At 71.1% G+C, this 18366-nt stretch carries 16 protein-coding genes; 1 reads left to right on the top strand and 15 read right to left on the bottom strand.

Annotated features, from left to right (window positions below; translation table 11 throughout):
- Window positions 1-12: 12 nt before the first annotated feature.
- The 4 genes from AB0C66_RS34850 to AB0C66_RS34835 all read right to left on the bottom strand — a co-directional run bounded on the left by AB0C66_RS34850 (window position 13) and on the right by AB0C66_RS34835 (window position 5518).
- Window positions 13-1845, bottom strand: a complete 1833-nt coding sequence (locus AB0C66_RS34850; protein ID WP_362448207.1) for a transketolase — start codon at window positions 1843-1845, stop codon at window positions 13-15.
- A 63-nt stretch (window positions 1846-1908) separates the two neighbouring features.
- Entirely contained in the window at window positions 1909-3228 is a 1320-nt protein-coding gene (locus tag AB0C66_RS34845; RefSeq protein WP_362448204.1) for an NAD(P)/FAD-dependent oxidoreductase, read from the bottom strand.
- Between the two features lie 126 nt (window positions 3229-3354).
- A complete protein-coding gene (locus AB0C66_RS34840; RefSeq protein ID WP_362448201.1) occupies window positions 3355-4584 on the bottom strand; it encodes an FAD-dependent monooxygenase in 1230 nt (409 codons plus the stop codon).
- A gap of 67 nt (window positions 4585-4651) precedes the next feature.
- The gene (locus AB0C66_RS34835; protein WP_362448198.1) at window positions 4652-5518 is read right to left on the bottom strand and encodes a DNA-formamidopyrimidine glycosylase family protein; all 867 of its coding nucleotides are present in this window, start codon (window positions 5516-5518) and stop codon (window positions 4652-4654) included.
- Between the two features lie 188 nt (window positions 5519-5706).
- On the opposite strand from AB0C66_RS34835, the gene AB0C66_RS34830 reads away from it, so the two are divergent.
- Window positions 5707-7038 (top strand): hypothetical protein, encoded by a 1332-nt coding sequence (locus AB0C66_RS34830; RefSeq protein WP_362448195.1) that lies wholly within the window; start codon window positions 5707-5709, stop codon window positions 7036-7038.
- Here the strand turns inward: AB0C66_RS34830 and ccrA are convergent.
- The 11 genes from ccrA to AB0C66_RS34775 form a co-directional block, all read right to left on the bottom strand.
- On the bottom strand, window positions 7035-8396 hold the full coding sequence (gene ccrA / locus AB0C66_RS34825) for a crotonyl-CoA carboxylase/reductase (protein ID WP_362448192.1): 1362 nt from the start codon (window positions 8394-8396) through the stop codon (window positions 7035-7037). The genes AB0C66_RS34830 and ccrA overlap by 4 nt on opposite strands.
- 105 nt (window positions 8397-8501) lie before the next feature.
- Window positions 8502-9869, bottom strand: a complete 1368-nt coding sequence (locus AB0C66_RS34820) for an NDP-hexose 2,3-dehydratase family protein (protein ID WP_362448375.1) — start codon at window positions 9867-9869, stop codon at window positions 8502-8504.
- Complete coding sequence (locus AB0C66_RS34815) at window positions 9863-10849, bottom strand: aldo/keto reductase (protein WP_362448189.1); 987 nt, start codon at window positions 10847-10849, stop codon at window positions 9863-9865. The genes AB0C66_RS34820 and AB0C66_RS34815 overlap by 7 nt, the downstream gene beginning before the upstream one ends.
- Complete coding sequence (locus tag AB0C66_RS34810; protein ID WP_362448186.1) at window positions 10849-11811, bottom strand: NAD(P)-dependent oxidoreductase; 963 nt, start codon at window positions 11809-11811, stop codon at window positions 10849-10851. The genes AB0C66_RS34815 and AB0C66_RS34810 overlap by 1 nt, the downstream gene beginning before the upstream one ends.
- 93 nt (window positions 11812-11904) lie before the next feature.
- Window positions 11905-12552 (bottom strand): response regulator transcription factor, encoded by a 648-nt coding sequence (locus tag AB0C66_RS34805; RefSeq protein ID WP_362448183.1) that lies wholly within the window; start codon window positions 12550-12552, stop codon window positions 11905-11907.
- A 17-nt stretch (window positions 12553-12569) separates the two neighbouring features.
- Window positions 12570-13832 carry a sensor histidine kinase gene (locus AB0C66_RS34800; protein ID WP_362448180.1) on the bottom strand — a complete coding sequence of 421 codons (1263 nt, stop codon included), beginning with the start codon at window positions 13830-13832 and terminating at the stop codon, window positions 12570-12572.
- Window position 13833: 1 nt separating this feature from the next.
- Window positions 13834-14571, bottom strand: coding sequence for an ABC transporter permease (locus tag AB0C66_RS34795; RefSeq protein WP_362448177.1), 738 nt, complete (start codon window positions 14569-14571; stop codon window positions 13834-13836).
- Between the two features lie 19 nt (window positions 14572-14590).
- Entirely contained in the window at window positions 14591-15502 is a 912-nt protein-coding gene (locus AB0C66_RS34790; protein ID WP_362448175.1) for an ABC transporter ATP-binding protein, read from the bottom strand.
- Between the two features lie 149 nt (window positions 15503-15651).
- A complete protein-coding gene (gene rfbC / locus AB0C66_RS34785) occupies window positions 15652-16248 on the bottom strand; it encodes a dTDP-4-dehydrorhamnose 3,5-epimerase (RefSeq protein WP_362448172.1) in 597 nt (198 codons plus the stop codon).
- The gene (locus AB0C66_RS34780) at window positions 16245-17498 is read right to left on the bottom strand and encodes an activator-dependent family glycosyltransferase (protein ID WP_362448169.1); all 1254 of its coding nucleotides are present in this window, start codon (window positions 17496-17498) and stop codon (window positions 16245-16247) included. The genes rfbC and AB0C66_RS34780 overlap by 4 nt, the downstream gene beginning before the upstream one ends.
- Window positions 17499-17511: 13 nt before the next feature.
- Entirely contained in the window at window positions 17512-18297 is a 786-nt protein-coding gene (locus tag AB0C66_RS34775) for an alpha/beta fold hydrolase (RefSeq protein WP_362448166.1), read from the bottom strand.
- Between the last annotated feature and the right edge of the window lie 69 nt (window positions 18298-18366).

Here is an 18366-nt window from a genome sequence, read left to right as displayed (position 1 = left end):
TCGGGCGCCGAGTCAGGCTCCGGCGAGTTCGCGGGCGGCGGCCACGATGGCGTCCGCGTCGATCCCGGCCTCGTGCAGCTGCTCGGCCGGGGTGGCCGAGACCGGCATATCGCGTACGGCGAGCCGGACCAGCCGGGGCACGGGGCGGCCGTCGGTGAAGGCGTCGAGCACCGCGTCGCCGAGTCCGCCCTCGGGGTGGTGGTCCTCCACCGTGATCAGCCGACCGGTCGCCTCGGCGGCGGTGCGCAGCGCCCCGGCGTCCACCGGCTTGACCGAGTAGAGGTCGATGACACGTACCGGGAGGGACTCCTCGGCCAGCCGGTCGGCTGCCGCGAGGGCCTCGGGCACCGTGACCCCGGCGGCCACGAGGGTGACGCGGTCGTCCTCGGTGGCGCGCAGGACCTTGGCTCCGCCGACCGGGAACTCCTCGGTGGGCGGGTAGATGACCGGGGTCGCGCCGCGGGTGGTGCGCAGATAGCGGATGCCCGACTCCCGGGCCATGGCGGCGATGAGGTGGGCGGTCTGGTTGGCGTCGCAGGGGTAGAGCACGGTGCTGCCGTGCACCGCCCGCAGCGCTGCCAGGTCCTCCAGGCCCATCTGGGAGGGGCCGTCCTCACCGATGGCCACACCCGCGTGGGAGCCGATGAGGTTGAGGTCGGCGCGGCTGACGGCGGCCATCCGGATGAAGTCGTAGGCACGGGTGAAGAACGCCGCGAAGGTGGAGACGTAGGGGGTCCAGCCGCGGGTCTGCATGCCCACGGCGGCGGCCACCAGCTGCTGTTCGGCGATGTAGAACTCGAAGTAGCGGTCGGGGTGTTCCTTCTGGAAGTACTCCAGCCGCGTCGAGTCGCCCACCTCTCCGTCCAGCGCCACCACATCGCCGCGGGCGGTGCCGACGGCGGCCAGGGCCTCCCCGAACGCGTCCCGGGTGGGGACGGTGTCGCCGGGGTTGAACCGCGGCAGGCTCAGCGGGCCCTCGGAGGTCGCCCGGGTGGGGGTGACCGAGGGCGGGCCGAGCACCGGCACCGCCATGTTCCGCACTCCGCCGAGTTCGGCGATGGCCTCCTCCGGGTCCTTCAGCGGTTTGCCGTGCATGCCCTCCCGGTTCTCCACCGCGGCCACACCACGGCCCTTCTGGGTGCGGGCGATGATGGCGGTGGGGCGGCCCACGGTGGACATCGCCTCGCCGTACGCGCGGTCGATCGCGGCGATGTCATGGCCGTCGATCTCGATGGTGTGCCAGTCGAAGGCGCGGATCCGCCGGGCGTAGGCGTCGAGGTCCCATTCGTGGCGGGTGGGGCCGCGCTGGCCCAGCCGGTTGACGTCGATGACGGCGGTGAGGTTGTCCAGATGGTCGAATCCGGCCTGCTCGAAGGCTTCCCAGGCCGATCCCTCGGCCATTTCGCTGTCACCGATGAGCACCCAGACCCGGCTGGCCACATGGTCCAGCCGTTTGGCGCTCAGCGCCATGCCGACGCCGAAGGGCAGTCCCTGCCCCAGGGAGCCGGTGGCCACGTCCACCCACGGCAACCGGGGGGTGGGATGGCCCTCCAGCCTGCTGCCCAGCTTGCGGAAGGTGAGCAGTTCCTCGTCGCTGATGGCGCCCGCGGCCTTGTAGACCGAGTACAGCAGCGGGGAGGCATGGCCCTTGGAGAAGACCAGGTGGTCATTGCCGGGGCGGTCGGGCTTTTCGAAGTCGTAGCGCAGATGGTTCCCCATGAGAACGGCCATCAGGTCCGCGGCCGACATCGAGGACGTCGGATGGCCGGACCCGGCTGCCGCGGCGGCGCGCACCGAGTCGACGCGGAGCTGCTGCCCGAGCTCGGTGAGCTGTTCGTGTCGCATGGTTCTCCTTCCTTCGGTGTCGGGCGGTTTCCTGTCAGGGCGGTTTTCCTCGGTGCCGGGCGGTCAGCCGCCGGACGTACGGGCCGTCCGGGCGACCTCGGGTGACTCGGTGTCCAGCGGAACCGCCCAGGAGGGCACCATTCCGAGTTGCACCGCCTGGCGTGGCAGCACCGCGTCGAGCAGCCAGTCGGCGGCCACGCGGACGCGATTGCCGGGCATGGCCATCAGGTGGTAGCCGCGGGTGAGCGCGTTGGCGATCGGTCCGGACAGCGGGATGTGCAGGGGGTCGGCGGCCGCCTGCACTCCACCGAGGTCGACCATGAACCCCAGATCGTGGTGTTTGTAGGGCTTGGCCGTGCCGTGGCCGAGGGAGGCAAGGATGTTGCGGGCCGCCGTCCGGCCCTGGCGCTGGGCGTGCTGCGCGGTCATCGCGGTGAACTGGCCCGGTCGGGTCAGATCGGGTACCGCGGCGGCGTCACCGCAGGCCACCACCTCCGGATGGCCGGGGACCGCGAGGTACTGGTCCACCCGCAGCCGCCCCTGCTCGGTGGCCAGTCCGAGGTCCTCCACCAGCGGGTCGGGGCGCACCCCGACACACCAGATCAGCGAGCGGGTGTCGATGAACTCGCCGTTGTCGAACAGCACCCCCTCGGAGGTGGCCTCCTTGACGCTGGTGCCGGTGCGCACCTCGACCCCGCGTTTGCGCAGCACCCGGTCGGCGGTGCGGGAGAGCCGTTCGTCCAGCCCCGGCAGGACCCGGGGCGCGACGTCGACCAGCAGCCAGCGGGGCGGGGCCGCACCGCGCAGCGCGGTGTTCTTCCGGGCCAGCGCGTCGGTGAGCAGCACCCCGTGGGCGGCCACCTCGGTGCCGGTGTACCCGGCGCCGACCACCACGAAGGTGCTGCGGGCGGCACGTTCCCGGGGGTCCTCGGCATTGCCCGCCATCTCGATCTGGCGGGTCACGTGGTCGCGCAGGTAGAGGGCCTCGGGCATCCCGCGGAAGCCGTGGGCGTGCTCGGCGACGCCCGGGATCGGCAGCAGCTTGTTGACGCTGCCGACGGAGAGGATGAGCCGGTCGTAGCTCAGCTCGCCGCGGTGTCCCTCCGGGTCCTCCCAGCCGACCCGGCGGTTCTCGAGGTCGACCGAGTGCACCTCGCCGAGCATCAGCCGGACATGCGGCAGGGTGCCGGTGAGGGAGACCGAGACCCGTCGGGGTTCCAGCACCCCCGCGGCCACCTCGGGCAGCAGCGGGAGATACAGAAAGTAGTCATTGGGGTTGATCAGGATTATCTCCGCCGCTTTGCGCAGGGTACGGGAGAGCGTACGGGCGGCCTGGTAACCGGCGAAACCGGCACCGACGATCACGATACGTACTGGGTTCACAAGGGACTCCCGGACGTACGGAACCAGAGCGTTCCAAGTGCCCGTGCGGACCGGGGCCAAACCTGGGTGGCGGGTGGCCCCGGCCACGGGGAGAATGTCCGGTGGCTCCCGGCGCGGACACCGGGCTCAGCGGCGGCCGCGGACCGCGGTCTCCCCTTCCACGGGCTGGTCCCAGTCGATGCGGTAGCCGGTCAGCCAGTCGGTGGCGGCCGCGCCGCCCGCCCGGTCCAGACGCCGCGGCAGGGTGGCGTCCCGCAGGGCGCGTTTGACCGGGCCGGGGGCGGTGCGGCGGGCCAGGTCCGCGCTGCTCCGGGCCACCTTCTCGACGCGCGCGCGGCGCAGCCCCTCGTAGGCGGCGAAGGCGGACCGGGGGTGGCGCAAATCGCGCAGACACTTGGCGAGCACCACCCCGTCCTCCATGGCCAGAGAGGCGCCCTGTGCGGCGTTGGGGGCGCACGCGTGTGCCGCGTCCCCCACGATGACCATGGCCTCCGAGGACCAGGTGGGGGTGGAGACGATGTCGTAGCCGCCGGTGGCGATGATGTCCTCGCCGGTGGCGCCGATGATCCCGGCGGCCGCGGTCCGGTCCTCGGCGAACAGCCCGGTGAGCTTCTCGCGCCACTGCTCGGGGGTGACGGCGGCCAGCTCCGCCGGGGGCAGCTCGGGGGCCGGGGCGTTGGCGAACCACCAGATCCCGCCGTCCGGTGCGGTGGTGCAGCCGAAGAACGCCTGTTTGCCGAAGATCATGGTGTAGGTGTCGGGGTCGGGGGGTGCGGGGACCTCGCGGGCGTAGCCGCAGACGGTCTGCTGTCCGGTGTAGCGCGGCCGGGCCGAGGCGGCGTCGATGGTCCTGCGGGTCAGGGAGTGGAGGCCGTCGGCCCCGATGAGCACGTCGGCCATCGCCCGGCCGCCGTCGGCGAAGCAGCCGACGACGGTGCCGTCGGGGCTGGTGTGGGCGGCGAGCAGCCGTTTGCCGTACTCGATGCGCACCCCGCGGCGCGCCGCCTCCTCGCGCAACACCCGGACCAGGGTGGCGCGTTTGATGGTGCGTGACCCCGGACCGCCGTCCGCCGAACCGGAGATCGGTTTGCGGCCGAGCCGTTTGCCGGTGTCGCTGATGAAGTCGACATGGCCGGTGGCGAAGGAGTGGTCCAGCACGGGTCCATGGGCGTCGATCGTGCGCAGCGCCTCCAGGCCGTTGGCCGCGACGACGAGGAACGCACCCGTGTCGATGGCGCCGGCGTCGGCGACATGGGGGGATGCCTCGTGGACGACCGCGTCGATCCCGGCCCGGTGCAGGGCCATCGCGGTCACCGTGCCGGCGATGCCGCCACCGATGATCAGGGCTGTGGTCATGGCCACCATATGGCGGGGTTGTCTTGCCCGGGTCAAGAGGGTGTCGCCAACTGACCGTTCCTATGCGCTATTTGAGCAGTCGGGACATCCTGCGGTCGGCAAGTGGTTTGCCGCCGGTCTGGCACGTGGGGCAGTACTGGAGGGCGGAGTCCCTGAAGGACACCTCGCGGACCGTGTCACCGCACACCGGGCAGGGCTGGCCGGCGCGTCCGTGCACCCGCATCCCGCTGCGCTTCTCCGCCTTGAGGTCACCGGCGGCGAGCCCGCGGGAGCGCTCGACGGCGGAGCGCAGCGTGGTGTCCATGGCCTCGTACAGGGCGGCGATCTCCTCCTCGCCGAGGTCGGAGGCGAGCCGGTAGGGCGACATCTTCGCGGTGTGCAGGATCTCGTCCGAGTAGGCGTTGCCGATTCCGGCGATGACGCTCTGGTCGCGCAGCACCCCCTTGATCCGGTGGCGTACGCCGCGCAGCAGTCCGGCGAACGCCTCAGGGGTGAGGGAGCCGTCCAGCGGGTCCGGGCCGAGCCGGGCGATCCCCGGGACCTCCTCGGGCGAACGTACGACGTACACCGCGAGCCCCTTGCGGGATCCCGCCTCGGTGAGGTCGAAGCCGGAGCGCTCCGGACCGGCCAGGACCAGCCGCAGCGCCAGCGGGCCCTTGCCGGGCCGGGGCGGAGCCTCCGGCAGGCCGTCCTTCCAGCGCAGCCAGCCCGCGCGGGCGAGATGGACCACCAGATGGGGCCCGTCGGTGGCCAGGTCCAGGAATTTGCCATGGCGGCGCGCGGCCGTGACGGTCCGCCCCTCGAGGGCGGTCAGCGGTGGATCGTACGTCTTGAGCACGCTCACCGCGACGGGCAGGACACGGTCGATCTCCCGTCCGACGGCACGCTCGGCCAGGATCCCGGTGAGGGCCTCCACCTCGGGCAGTTCCGGCATGCACCCAGTGTGCCGCAGCGGCCGGCGGCCGCGCCGCCGGAGACGGCCACCCCCGCGACCGGCCCGGGCTGCGGCCCCGGACTCCCTCCCCTACCGTCTTCTTTTATTCCTGTTTCGCAGGTTTCCTCGGGTTTCCTTGTGCATTCGTCGCATATGAGTCGTGTAGGTCCCCGTACGGAGAGGTCCCCATGGTCGACACCGGACAGCAGGAGCAGTCCGTACGGAGTCACGGGCACGACGCGACGGCCCACCCGGCACCCGGGCACTACGAGGCGTACGAGGGAGGCAGCCCCGAGGCAGAACGGGTGCTCCTCGACAAACTGGCCCGTGAGCTGATGCGAATGCGGCGCACCCATCGGGACATCGCGGGCGCCACCCAGCTGCCGCGCGCCTTCCACGCCGGGGCGGCGCTCGGTGTGGAGAACGCCCGGCTGCGGTTCCGTGACGACCTCCCGCCCGAGCTGTGCGTGGGGTACGCCCGGCCGGGCGCGGAGTACCCGGCCGTGGTGCGGCTGTCCAACGCCCGTGGCACCGAGCGCCACAACGCCTCGCCGGATCTGCGCGGTATGGCGGTCCGGGTCCAGGCCGGGCCAGAGGAGACCCACGATCTGCTGGCCACCGGCTTCCCGGTGTCCCATGCCGCCGACGCCCGGGAGTTCGTGGCGTTCGCCAAGGCCATGGCGGGCGCGACCAGCGCCGTGGAGCAGGCGTTCGGGCTCTTCGTCCGGCTGCCGCTGGCGGTGGGCTGGGGCAGCGCGGACCGGATGCGCCGCAATGTGCGCACCGCCACCCGGCACACCGTCGGCTCCCTCGCCCGGGAGACCTTCTGGAGCCGGGGCGCGATCCTGTGGGGCGGCGCCGGGCCGGTCCGCTACCAGCTGCGTCCGGCGCCCGGTGGCACCCCCGCTCCCCCGCCCGACCGCGGCGACCCCGACTACCTCCACCATGAGCTGGCGCTGCGCCTGGTCACCGGGGACATCGCCTTCGAGCTGTGTCTCCAGCGCTACCGGGACGAGCGCCGCACCCCGGTGGAGGACGGTTCGGTGGAGTGGCCGGAGAGCGACGCGCCCGTCGAACCGGTGGCCCTGCTGACCGTGGCCCGCCACGACCCGGACTCCGCCGAGGCGCGCTCCGCCGCCCGCCGCGTCGAGCAGCTGGCGTTCAACCCGTGGCACACCACCGAGGAGTTCCGGCCGCTGGGCAATCTCAACCGGGCCCGCAAGGCCGCGTACGAGGCCGCCGCCGCACACCGTCTCGGACAGCGCTCCTCCAGCCCCGAACCGCGCCACGACACCCTGTTGCGGGTGCCCATTCGGGTCGCCTTCGGGCTGGTCGACCGGGTGGCGGCGGGGCACCGGCCGCCGGTGCCGCTCGGGCTGCTCAACCTGGTGGCGCTCCGGCGGACCCTGCGCCGGTTCCACCTGATCGACCCCGAGCTCCCGGACACCCCGCCGCGGCCCGGCCCGGCGCCCGCCCGGCCCGACGACAGGCCGCGCGCACAGCGCTCCTACGACGGCTAGGGCACGGGCACGATGCCGGTGTCCTGCCGGAAGCGGTTGATCGCCGGCAGATGGCGCTCGCGCAGCTCGTGGTCGCGTACGCCGAGTCCCTCCTGGGGGGCCAGGCACAACACCCCCACCTTGCCGGAGTGGCGGTTGCGGTGGACGTCCTGGGTGGCGACGCCGACCGAGTCCAGCGGATAGACCGTGGACAGCGTGGGGTGGATCATCCCCTTCGCTATCAGGCGGTTGGCCGCCCATGCCTCGCGGTAGTTGGCGAAGTGGGTGCCGACGATGCGCTTGAGCCCCATCCATAGATAGCGGTTGTCGTACTCGTGGCGGTAGCCGGAGGTGGCGGCGCAGGTGACCACGGTGCCGCCGCGGCGCGCCACGTACACACTGGCGCCGAAGGTCTCCCGGCCCGGGTGCTCGACCACGATGTCCGGGTCCTCGCCGCCGGTCAGTTCGCGGATCCGGGCGCCGAACCGCTTCCACTCCCGGGGGTCGGGGGTGGCGGCGTCCTTCCAGAAGCGGTAATCCTCCTCGGCGCGGTCGATCACCAGCTCCGCGCCCATGGAGCGGGCCAGCGCGGCCTTGTGCGGGCCCGAGACCACACACACCGGGACCGCCCCGCCGTTGACCGCCAGCTGGGTGGCGTAGGAGCCGAGGCCACCGGCCGCGCCCCAGATGAGCGTCACATCGCCCTGTTTCAGCTGGGCGCCGTTGCGGGAGACCAGCTGCCGGTAGGCGGTGGAGTTGACCAGTCCGGAGGAGGCGGCCTCCTCCCAGGTGAGGTGTTCGGGTTTGGGCATCAGCTGGTTGGCCTTGACCAGGGAGAGTTCGGCCAGTCCGCCGAAGTTGGTCTCGAAGCCCCAGATCCGCTGTTCGGGGTCGAGCATGGTGTCGTCGTGGCCGTCCGGCGACTGGAGCTCGATGGACAGACAGTGGGCCACCACCCGGTCGCCCGGCTTCCAGCGCCGCACCCCGGGGCCGGTGCGCAGCACGATGCCCGACAGGTCGGAACCGAGGACGTGGTAGGGCTGGTGGTGGCGGGCGGCCTGGGGGTCGTCGGAGCGTGCGTAGCGCTCCAGGAAGCCGAAGGTGGGCAGCGGTTCGAAGATGGCGCTCCAGACGGTGTTGTAGTTGATGGCGCTCGCCATCACCGCGATCACCGCCTCGCCCGGCCCCGGTTCGGGGGTCGGCACCTCCCGTATGTGCAGGGACTTCTGGGGGTCCTTGTCCGAGGTGGCCATTCCCTGGAACATCTCGGACTCTTCCCGGAGGATCACCGCGCCCCGATAGGAGTCCGGAATCTCCATGGCGGAGAAATCCCCGCCCTCCGCGTCCTCGGCCGCCGCGGCGCTGCTGATCTCCTGCATGACATGTCCTCCGATGTACCGCTCCGGGGTGCCCGACGCTTTCGGAGGCTAGAACAGCGAACGGGGCCGAATAACCCCTAGACCGGGCACCCCTGAAAGGAGCCCCTATTTCACGAGGAGGCTGTGCAGACAGGCGATCAGGGTGCGGGCCTCGACATTGACATAGTGGCTGTGGCGGATCAGATCGAGCAGTTGGTGCAGCGCCATCCAGCGGAAGTCCGGATCGTCGGGCGCGACGACGTCCATCGCGGAGTCGACCACCAGATAGCGGTTGAAGGCGTGGTAGAAACGCCCGCCCTCCTCGGAGAGCACGGTGTCGAAGCGCACCCGGTCCGCCGGGGCGTGGACCACCTCGTCGAGGAAGCGCGGCATGGCCGCCCCGGGCAGATGGGTGTAGTTCCGCGGGGTGCACTGCACGGTGGGCGCGAGCTCCACCACATCGGTGTAGCCGGGTTCGGCACGGGCCTGCACCAGCACATGCGGTACCCCGTCGGCGTGGGCCAGCAGGAAGGCGGCCACCCCCGGACCATGCGGCTCGATCATGGGCTGGGTCCAGCCGCGCACCTCACGGCCACCGGCCCGGACGTCCACGGCCATGACGCTGAAGTAGCGGCCGCTCTCATGCGAGATCCGGTGGCCGGTGCGGTGCCATCGGTCCGTCTCGCGCAGCGGGATCCGTTCGGTCTCCACCTCGCGGTCGGTGCGCAGTCCGGTGACCCAGCTGAGGATGTCGGCGGTGCGGTGGACGCTGCCGCCCGCTCCCGGCGGGCCGCCGTCGTAGCTCGCCGGGAGACAGGCCAGGGCGCTACGGGCGTCCATGTTCACCAGGTCCTCGACGGCCAGCAGGTGGTGCAGCTGGCCGAGGGTCAGCCAGCGGAAGCCGTCGCGCACCTCGATGTCCTCGTCGGCCGCGACCTCGACGAGCATGTTGCGGTTGCGTTTGCGGAAGAACCAGGTGCCCTGTTCCGACTGGCGCACATCGGCGAGTACCCGGTGCCGGTCCATGCGCTGGAAGTACTCCACGTACGGCACCGGCCGGCCCCGGTGCACCCGGGTGTAGTTGCTGCGGGTGGCCTGTACGGTCGGCGAGAGCTGGAGTCCGCCGTGGTTGCCCGGCTCCATCTTCGCCTGCATCAGGAAGTGCGGTACGCCGTCGAAGTCCTTGACCAGGATGCCGAGGATGCCGATCTCGGGCTGGTGGAGGATCGGCTGCGTCCACCGCTCCACGGCACCGCCGGGCATCCGCACCCGCAGCCCCTCGACGCTGAAGAACCGGCCGGTCTCATGGACCAGGTTGTGGGTGTCGGCCGCGAAGCTCCAGCCGCGCAGCTCCTCGAACGGAATGATCTCGACGCGGGAGGTGTCGGCCTCGGTGCGTGCATGGAACCACCGCTGGATGTCGGCCAGTCGACCGGCCGAGGTGTCCACGGTGGCCGCGGACCGCGCCAGCCGCTCCTGGAGCGTATTCACCACGCCCATGCCTCCGGTCCCGGGCCGCCGTTGCCGATCGGCGGGAACAGGGTGTCGAGTTCGGTCAGCACCTCGTCGGGGAGGGTGAGCTCCAGGGCCTGGAAGGCCCCTTCGAGCTGCTCCAGGCTGCGAGGCCCGATGACCGGGGCGGTGATACCGGGGCGCTGCATCACCCAGGCGAGCCCCACCTGCGCGGGGTCGGTACCGAGGTCGGCGCAGAGCTTCTCGTATCCGGTGATGGCGTCGTGGTGGCGCTCCAGCGCCTCGGCGGCGCGGCCCTGGGCGGTCTTCATGGCCGTGCCGTCGGCCAGTTTGCGCAGCGCTCCGCCGAGGAGTCCGCCGTGCAGCGGTGACCAGGCCAGCACCCCGACCCCGTAGCGCTGGGCGGCGGGGATCAGCTCCAGTTCGATATGGCGGGTGACCAGGTTGTAGACGCTCTGCTCGGAGACGATGCCGAGGAAGTGGCGGCGGGTGGCGGCCTCCTGGGCCTCGGCGAGGTGCCAGCCCGCGAAGTTGGACGAGCCGACGTAGCGCACCTTGCCCTGCCGGGTCAGCGTCTCCATGGCCTGCCACACCTCCTCCCAGGGCGCGTGGCGGTCGATGTGATGCATCTGGAAGAGGTCGATCCAGTCGGTGCGCAGTCTGCGCAGCGAGTCCTCGCAGGAGGCGATGATGTGGCGGGCGGACAGCCCGGAGTCATTGGGCCAGTCGCTCATCGGGTTGAAGACCTTGGTGCCCAGCACGGTCTTCTCGCGGCGGCCGCCGTCCCGTGCGAACCAGCTGCCGAGGAATTCCTCGGTGTAGCCCTTGTGTTTCTGCCAGCCGTACTGGTTGGCGGTGTCGACGAAGTTGACCCCGCGCTCCAGCGCGGTGTCCAGGATGGCGTAGCTCTCCTCGTCGCTCGCCCGGACCCCGAGGTTCAGGGTGCCCAGACAGACCCGGCTCACCAGGAGGCCCGTGCGGCCGAGATGGGTGTACTGCATCAGTGTCCTTCGGTACGGGCCGCCGCGGCAGCCGGTCGACGCCGGGCGGAGGCCGCCCACAGGTCGTACAGGGATTCCTTCAGCGGCACTTTCGGGGACCAGCCCAGCAGGGTGCGGGCGAGCCGGATGTCGGCCTGGGTCCAGCGGCCGCCCTTGCTGTGGACGGGGGCGTCCTCCTCGCGCACCAGATGCGGGGGGACGCGCGAGGCGGAGATCAGCAGTCCGGCCAGCTCGCGCATCCCGGTGGCGGTGCCCTGGCCGATGTTGATGACCTGGCCGCCGACCGGCGCCCCGGCGGCGCGCACCACGGCGTCGGCCACATCGCGTACATCGATGAAGTCGCGCCGGTCGTCGACGAGGGTGAGGGTGAGCGGGGTGGCCTCGTCGGTCTCGCGCAGCCGGGCGGCGAGGCGGCCGAGGAAACTGCCGTACGGGGTGCCCGGTCCGCAGACGTTGGTCACCCGCAGCACACAGCCGTCGATCCGTCCCGCGTCCGCGGCGCCCAGCACGATCCGGCTGCCGACCAGTTTGGTGCGGGCGTAGGGGGTTTCGGGGGCGGTGGGGTGGTTCTCGCCGACGGCCGTGCCGTCGGGGACCGGGCCGTACTCGTGGACGGAGCCCAGATGCAGCAGTCTCGGCCGCCGGGGAAGGGTGGCGACGGCGCTCACCAGCTGGTCGACCAGCGGGATATGCGAGGCCGTCATCCGCTCCTCGTCGCCCTCCCAGCTGTCGCCCGCGGCGTTGACGACGAGGTCGGCCGGGCCCACCGCGGCGGCGATGTCGCCGACCGGTGCGGCCACCGCGTCCAGCGCCAGGAATCCGACTCCGGGAATCGCTTCAGCGGGTTTTCTCGCCATTGCCAGGACGTCATATTCCTGTCGGGCGAGAGCCCGGCAGATATGCCGCCCGATGAATCCGGTGCCGCCGACGACGACGGCCCGCCGATTACGCGAAAGGGCCATATCGCCAACCTATGGTCGCCGCTTCGCGCGCAACAACCCCTACCCTGGCCCACCCCTATCCGGCACCCCTACCCCGGGTGCCGGATGGCCTTCCTAGCCGAACAGATGGCGTTTATGGGCCTCGCTGACGGCCGCCGCCCGGTCCTTCACCCCGAGTTTTTCGTAGACATGGAGAAGGTGTGTCTTGACGGTCGCCTGGCTGATGAACAATGCGGCGGCGGCCTGTCGATTGGTGGCGCCGTCGGCGATGAGCCTCAGCACTTCGAGTTCGCGTTCGCTCAAGGGTCCCCGGGTGGGTTTGCGCACCTGTCCCAGCACCCGTCCGGTGACGGCGGGGGACAGTACGGACTGGCCCGCGGCGGCGGACCGCACGGCGCGGGTCAGCTCCTCCCGCGGGGTGTCCTTGAGGAGGTAGCCGGTCGCCCCGGCGGCCAGCGCGCCCATCACGTCGCTGTCGGTGTCATAGGTGGTCAGCACCAGGATGCGGGCGTCCGGATCCTGGCCCAGCAGCCGTTTGATGGCCTCCACCCCACCCATCCGCGGCATCCGCAGATCCATCAGCACCACATCGGCCGGGGCCGAGGCGTACAGCTCCACGGCCTCGGCGCCGTCACCGGCCTCACCGGTGACGGTGAACTCCGGATCCCGCTCCAGCACCCCGCGCAGCCCGTCGCGGACCACGGGGTGGTCATCGACGATGAGGATACGAATGGGAGTGGGGGTGGCCGGAACGCTGTTCATGGTGTGACGGTTTCCGCTCATTCACCGGCTTCCAGGGGGATGACGGGGACGGCCGCGCTGATGGCGGTGCCCTCTCCGCGGGCGCTTTCGATGTCCAACGTACCCGCGACCCGGCGCAGTCGGCGGCCCATCGCCACCAGTCCCAGGCCGTGGCCGCCGGAGCGGCCCGCCCCGGCCGCGGCGGAGGCGGGGTCGAAGCCGATACCGTCGTCGAGGACATCCAGGACCACGAGGTCGTCCATATAGGACAGGGTGATGCCCACCTTCGACGCCTCGGCGTGTTTGGCGATGTTGGTGAGCGCCTCCTGCGCCACCCGGTACAAGGTGGCTTCCACTTCGGCGACCATGGGCGTGGCGGTGCCGGTGGTCTCGAAGCCGACACACAGATCGCGCTCCCGGGACCAGCCGTCGGCCAGCGCCTCCAGGGCGTCGGGCAGGGTCCTCGACTCCAGCTGTTCGGGGCGGAGCGCCTGCACCGAGCGGCGCGCCTCGGCCAGGGACTCCCGGGCCAGGTCCTTGGCGGCGACCAGATGGCGCCGCCAGCGCTCGCGGTCGTGTTCGGCGTCCTCGGCGGCCTCGAGTTGGCGGATGATCCCGGCCAGCCCCTGGGCGAGGGTGTCATGGATCTCCCCCGCCATCCGCTGGCGTTCGTCGTGCACTCCGGCCTCACGGGCCTGGGTGATCAGCTGGGCGTGCAGTCCGGCGTTCTCGGCGAGCGCGGACCGCAGTTCGGCCACCGTGCGCTTGCGCCGCTGGTGCTGTTCGTTCAGCCGGCTCGACAGGAGGTTGATCCAGCCGATCACCACGGTCTGGAAGGCGATGGCGGCGAGATAGCCGACGACCGCGGTGGTGGAGGGCTCGGGGAAGCCGTGCGGCACGGTGTTGACGACGAACGAGGTGGCCGCCACGCAGACGAACGCCCATACGGTGGGCAGCAGCACCAGGGCCTGGAGGAAGCCGGTGGCGGCGAACAGCATGAACACCGTGTCGCGGGCCATCAGCACCGCGGCGAGGGCGAGCAGTCCGGCGAAGTACACGGATGTGCGGGCCGTGCCGTACGCCTGGCGGCTGCGCCGCCCGGTCGGGAGGGTGTAGGTGCCGAGGATCCACGCGGCGGCCACCGCCACCAGTGCGAGGGTGGTCAGCCGGTGCCGGTCCGCCTGGCCGCCGTGGAGCAGGCTCAGCCCGGTGGACAGCAGCAGGAGGAGGTAGGGCAGCCCCCCGAACAGGATGTCGGAGTGCCGCTCCCACCGTCCGCCGTCGTCCTTGGCCGCGCTCACCTCACTCCCAGCGGAAGAGCTTGGCGGCCGCCGCGGTGGCGGCCACGCCGATCGCGGCGAGCACGGCCAGGTGCAGATTCTGCGGCCACTGTCCCTCCCAGGAGTCGCGCAGCGCCTGGAGCGCGGCGCCGAGCGGGGTGTAGTCGCCGATGGTGGCCACCGTCCCGGGCAGATCCTCCTTGGGCAGGAACGCCCCGCCGAAGAACAGGCTGGGGAAGAGCAGGGAGAGCCCCATCGCGGTGGCCGACTTGCTGCTGGGCGCCACGGCCGCCACCACCAGGCCGACGGCGAACAGCGCCCAGGTGCCGAGGGCGAAGCTGATCAGGAACGCCGGGATGTCGCCCGGCAGATCGGTGTCGAAGGCGGCGGTGCCGACGGCGATGACCAGGACGGCGGAGACGGCCGCGGTCACCAGGTTGATGACCAGCTGGGCCACCAGCAGATTGCCCGGGTGGACGGGGCTGGCGGCCATCCGCCGCAGGATGCCCTTCTCCCGGTAGGTGGCCAGGGTGGTCGGCAGCAGGTTCAGGGCCAGCATCGTCAGACACAGCGACATGGCCATCGCGGGGACGAACGCGGCCATGGACGCCTTGGTGCTGGCGTCGTCGTCCGATTTGGTGGTCACGAAGTGAAAGATCGTCAGCAGCATGATGGGCAGCGCGATCACGAAGAACACCGCGGTGGGATCGCGCAGGAACAGCTTGCTCTCGACGAAGGTCAGCTTGGTGCGCCCGGACATGGGACGGTCTCCTCGGGGTTCAGTGGGCGGCGGGCTGGGCGCCGGTCAGGGCGACGAAGGCGTCATCGAGGCTGGCCTGTTCCAGGCGCAGTTCGTTCGCCACGATCTGGTTGCGGGCCAGGACGGAGATCACCGCGTAGACGACATTGCCCTTGCCGACCACCGTCACCTGGGAGCGGGACCGGGTCACGCTGTCCACCTCGGGCAGCGCGGTCAGCAGGGCGTCGTCCAGCGGCACCGAGGGCTTGAAGCGGATGATCTGCTGTTCATCGACCCGGGAGACCAGTCCGGAGGGGGTGTCGAGGGCCACGACCCGGCCGGACTCGATGATGGCGATCCGGTCGCAGAGCCGCTCGGCCTCCTCCATGAAGTGGGTGACCAGCAGCACGGTGACGTCCTGGGCGCGGACCTTCTCGATCAGCTTCCAGGTCTCGCGGCGGGCGTGCGGATCGAGCGCGGTGGTCAGCTCGTCGAAGACGGCGATCCGGGGGTTGCCGACGAGGGCGAGGGCGATGGACAGCCGCTGCTGCTGGCCGCCGGAGAGCGAGCCGTAGGCGGCGTCGGCCTTGCCCGACAACCCCCATTCCTCGATGAGTTGACGCCAGTCGACGGGGTCGCGGTAGAAGGTGCTGTACAGCTCCAGCGCCTCCCACACCTTCATCTTGGGCGGCAGTTCGCTCTGCTGGAGCTGGATCCCGATGGACTGGCGCAGCTCGGCCACGTCCTTCAGCGGGTCCAGACCCATCACGGAGATGCGCCCGCCGTCCCGTTTGCGCATCCCCTCGACGCATTCCACGGCGGTGGTCTTCCCGGCGCCGTTGGGGCCGAGGATCCCGAAGATCTCGCCCTCCTCGACGGAGAAGGACACATCCTGCACGGCAACGTGATTGCGGTATTCCTTGCGCAGGTTCTCTACCTCGATCAGCGGCATCGGCCCGCGTCCTCCTCGGTCGGTTCGCTCACCCTTCCACCGTAGGAATCGGGTGCCCGGTGCGGATCGGCCCATCGGCCGCCCGTCGGGCTGATCCTTCCCCCACCGACCGGCCGATGGGTGGCATCAACCGATCGGTGGATGCGGAATCAGCCACCTCGCTTGTGCAGTGCCCGGCAGGCCGCGTAGGACGGCAGCAGTCCGGCGCGTTCCGCCTCGGCCAGCGTCGGGGCGCTCCGGTCACGTGCGGAGACCAGATGCTCCAGGTCGTCGGGCCAGGGAAGGGCGAGCGCCGGGTCGAAGGGGTTGATCTCGTGCTCGGCGGCCGGGTTGTACTCCTCGGAGTTCAGATAGGCGGCCACCGTGGTGTCCGCCAGGGCGACGAAGGCGTGGCCGAGCCCCTCCTCCAGATAGACCGCCCGGCAGGACACCGGGTCCAGCCGCACACTGTCCCAGCGCCCGAAGGTGGGTGACCCGGTCCGCAGGTCCACGACCACATCGAGCAGTTGGCCGCCGGTACAGGTCACCACCTTGGCCTGGCCGGGCGGTACGTCCGCGTAGTGCACCCCGCGGACGGCGCCGCGCCGGGAGACGCTGTGGTGGTTCTGGCCGAGCCGCAGCGGGTGACCGATGGCCTCGGTGAACGCGGAGGACACATAGTGCGCGACGAACGCGCCGCGGTCGTCGCGGTGCACCTCCGGGGTGATCTCCCAGGCGCCGGGCACCGCCAGCTCACGGACCTTCACCGGCGGCGCTCCGCGGTGAGCCGCTCCAGTACCGGCACCAGGTCGTGCGGGGTGGGCGCGGCCAGGTTCTCCTCGCGCAGCCGTTCCGCGGCCTTGGCGAAGGAGTCCTCCTCCAGCAGCCGCGTGACGCTCTCCCGCAGCCTGTCGGCGGTCAGTTCGGAGGCGTGGACGGCGAGCCCCGCCCCGGCCTCCTCCAGACTGGTCGCCTTGTTCCACCAGTCCGCATAGCGGATGGTGGGGATGAACTGCGGTACGGCGTTGGCCACCGCGGTGCCCCAGGAGCCGAAGCCGCCGTGGTGGATGAGGACCGAGGCGCCGGGCAGCAGGGCGTGCAGCGGGACGAAGTCCACGAGGCGGGTGTTGTCCGGGACCGCCTCCAGGGCCTCGACCTCCTCCGGCGGCACCGCGGCCACCACGTCGACGTCCATCTCGCCCAGAGCGGCGATCATCTCGGCGAGGGGCATGAAGGTGGCGCCCAGCGCCGCGCGGGTGGACACTCCGGCGGTGAGCACGACCCGCGGGCGGGCCGGGGGCTCGCTCACCCAAGCGGGTATCTCCGAGGGGCCGTTGTAGGGCAGATAGCGCACCGGCACCCGGTCGACGGTCAGCGGGAGCTGGAGGCTGCCGGGTATCTGGTCGATGGTCCACTGGCCGACCACGTCCTCCTCGTCGAAGGTGTGGCCGTAGCGGGCGAGGATGCCGCCGAGCCAGTCGGCGAGCGGGTCCTCGCGGCGCTCCTCGGGCTGTTCGGCGAGCCGCTCGAGGAACACCTCGCGCATCTTGGAGTAGATGTCGATACACCACAGCAGCCGGGCGTGGGCGGCGCCGGACACCTTGGCCGCCACCGGTCCGGCGTAGGTGACGGGGTCCCAGATGACCAGATCGGGCTTCCAGTCCCGGGCGAAGGCCACCAGTTCATGGACCATGCAGTCGTTGTAGGTCTGGTAGGCGAACATCACGCTGACCTTGAACTTCATCAGCACCTGTTCCCAGGAGTGCTGTTCGGGGTCCGGGTCGGACCAGTCGGACAGCGGGTTCTCCAGGGAGTCCCGGTTCTGGGTCAGCATCTCGTGGAGGTTGTGGTCCTTGCCGACGGAGACCGCGGGCAGACCGGTGCTCCTGATCGCCTCGGTGAGGGCCGGGTTGCTGGCGACCCGCACCTCATGGCCCGCGGCCGCCAGGGACCAGGCCAGTGGCACCATGGTGAACAGATGGGATTTCTCGGACACCGTCGCAAAAAGGATACGCATCGTCGGTTCTCTCTCAGTCGTTGAGTGGGCCGCCGTGGGCGGTGTACGTCCGCAGGGTGTCCGCGATGACCCCGGCCACCGCCGCCTTCTGCTCCCCGACGTAGAAGTGGCCGCCGGGGAATACCTCGAGCCGGAAGGAGCCGGAGGTGTGCTCCTGCCAGCTCGCCACCTCCTCGACCGCGACCCGGTTGTCGGTGTCGCCGATGAGCCCGACGATGTCGCAGCGCAGCCGGGGGCCGGGCCGGTACTCATAGGTCTCGGCCGCCTTGTAGTCGCTGCGGATGGACGGCAGCGCCAGCTGAAGCAGTTCGGCGTCGCCGAGGATCCGGGCGTCGGTGCCGCTGACGAGCTGGAGTTCGGAGATGATCCCGGCGTCGTCGAGCCGGTGGATGTCCCGGCTGCGGTGGCGGGAGGGGGCCGGGCGGCCCGAGGCGAAGAGCGCCAGGGGCACGGTGTCCAGCTCCGCTTCCAGCAGCCGGGCCAGCTCGAACCCCACGCTCGCGCCCATGCTGTGGCCGAAGAGGGCCAACGGCCGTGTGGCGGCGTGCGGTCGCAGCGCCGCGAAGACCTCGCGCGCCATCTCATGGACGCTCTCGATACGCGGATCGCGGCGGCGGTCCTGCCGCCCCGGGTACTGGACGGCCAGGACCTCCACGGTCGGCGGCAGCAGCTCGGAGAGCGGGAACCAGAAGCTCGCGGCTCCTCCGGCGTGCGGCAGGCAGACCAGGCTCACCTCGGCCTCCGGACTGGGGTGGAACCGGCGGAACCACAGACTCTCGTCAGCAGCGGGCAACGCCATGGTTGTCGGTGTTCCTTTCGCGAAACGTAGCGGTGGGTACGGGGCGGTGACACGGCGGTGCGGAGGAAG

Origin of the sequence: Streptomyces sp. NPDC048636 (assembly GCF_040650655.1) — a bacterium.
Classification (GTDB): Bacteria; Actinomycetota; Actinomycetes; order Streptomycetales; family Streptomycetaceae; genus Streptomyces.
Note: the sequence above shows the minus strand (reverse complement) of the source record. Positions and strands in the feature narration are given on the sequence as shown.